This is a genomic window from Micromonospora phytophila, assembly GCF_023656545.1.
GTDB classification, from domain to species: Bacteria; Actinomycetota; Actinomycetes; order Mycobacteriales; family Micromonosporaceae; genus Micromonospora; species Micromonospora phytophila.
In genome coordinates this window covers 1-2,055 of record NZ_JAMOKF010000564.1, presented here as the reverse complement: position 1 = coordinate 2,055, position 2,055 = coordinate 1, and the positions used below count along the sequence as shown (strand labels likewise).

Sequence of the window (2,055 nt, the reverse complement as noted above, 5' to 3'; positions counted from 1 at the left end):
CCGGCGGGACCGGGGCGGCCGCGACCCCCGGGGTGGCCGGGGCGGCGGCGGGCGGTCCGCGCACCAGCACCATGCCCGGCGCGTACGTCTGAACCACCCGGGCCACCGCGCGGGCGGCGGCGACCAGCAGCTGCGCCAGCATGAACAGCAGCCGGAACGGGTCGATGATGCCGTCGACGACGCCCTGGAGCACACCCCAGGCCAGGCCCAGGACGAACGCGGCACCGCCGCCCGCCGCCAGATTGGCGATCTTGTTGCTGGCGTCGATGCGTTGCTGGTCGCCGATGCCCTCGCCGCCGCGCAGTTGCCGCAGGAAGCCGAGCACGCCCTCCTTGACCAGCAGGCCGAGCGGGCCGAGCGCGACCAGGAAACCGGGGGTTCCGGTGATCCCGACGATCAGCAGGTCCAGCACAAAGTTGATCACCGGCGGTTTCAGGTCGTCCGGGCAGAGCAGCCAGATGACGGCGGCCAGCACGACCGGGAGCATGAACGGGTTGGCCACCACCACCGTCAGTCGCACCAGGAAGTCCAGGATCGGCTGGAAGATGGCGACCAGGGCGTCGAAGACCGCGCCCAACGCCTCGGTGAGGCCGGAGAATCCGCCGCGCGCCCACGTTGCCAGCCGGGCGAACTGGTCGGCGATGCCGTTGAGGAAGGTGGTCGCGGCGGCGAGGCAGGAACTCGCGCCGAACGCGCCGAGCACCGCGCTCATCGCCGTGCCGACCTGCCCGGCGAGGTCGGCGAGCCAGCCGGCCCCGGCGGCGAGCGCGTCGGCCACCCCGCCGACGGTGCGCAGCACGGTGGGCAGAATCCGCTGCTCGAGGACCTCCCGCGCGGCCACCAGGATCTCCCGGGTGTTCCAGTTCTCCCACAGCCAGGTCAGGCCCTCCCACAGCGGCGGTATCACCTGGGAGAGCAGGATGATCGGCCCGAGCGGGGACAGCGCCACCAGGACCCCGCCGACGACCATCAGCGGACCGCGGATCGGTGCGATCGCGGCGAGCAGCCCGTCCCAGGCGGATGTGGCGACACCGCCCAGCCACTCGCGTACGGTCTCGGTGCTGTTCCAGACCAGCCCGAACTGCGCGGTCAGCCAGTTCCAGGCGAACTCCGCGCCGGAGCGGACCGGCTCGGTGAGGTCCCAGATCCAGGTGACCATGCCGGTGAACGCCGCGTACACGGTGCCGCCCACGGTGCCCAGCAGGTCCAGCGCAGGCACGGCGAGCTGGTCCCACAGGCCGGTGAAGAACGCGTTGACGGTGTCGGCGGCCGAGCGCAGCGTGTCGATGATGGGGCCGTCCCACCGCTGCAGGGCGGCGACGACCGGGCGCAGCAGGAGACCGACGGTCGCGCTGGCCGCGCCGCCGAGTTGGGCCTGGACCTCGCGGACGCCGCGCGCGAGGTCGGTGAAGGTGGTCTCGATCGCCGACATCGGGTCGAAGTCGGCGAGGCTGGCGAAAAGTTGGGACAGCAGGGCGTTGACGCCCGAGCAGAGCAGCTCACGCAGCTGGCCCAGCGCGCCGCCGCGCAGGAACGCCAGCAGTCCCGGGGCGAGCCGGTCGACGACGGCCGACGCCGCCTCGACCGCCGCTCCACCCACCTCCAGGGCGGTGTCGAGCGCGCCGCTGCCGGCGGCGGCGACGTCGCTCGCGGTGTCGGAGACGAACCGCCCCACCGCGGTGTCGGCGATGTCGAAGCACTGCACACCCAGCGGCGCGGATCGGACCGGGGTGGCCGGTGGGCCCCGGCCGGGATGCTCCACGCCGCCGCCGCTGGACGGCCCGACGGGGCGCGCCTGCTGGCGGACGTGCACGAGCCCGTGGGCCAGTACGACGTCCCGGCCGGGCGCGGCACCGTGCTCGGCGCCGGCGCCCAGGACCACGTGGTTGCCGTAGGTGAACGCGTGCGCGCGGCGGTCCTTCGCCGCGAGCTTCGCGGCGAGGCCGTCGTGGATCCGCACCCCGGTCAGGTCCATGCCCAGCGCCGGCTCGTAGCGCGCCCGGTCCGGTGCCGCCAGCGCCCGGCCGGCGCCGAGGCGGGCGTCGGGCACGGCCG

Annotated in this window: 1 protein-coding gene; it reads right to left on the bottom strand. The window is 74.3% G+C overall.

Going from position 1 to position 2,055, the window contains the following annotated elements; genetic code table 11:
• On the bottom strand, positions 1-2,055 hold a 2,055-nt coding region (locus NCC78_RS31260), incomplete at both ends, for an eCIS core domain-containing protein (RefSeq protein ID WP_250799029.1).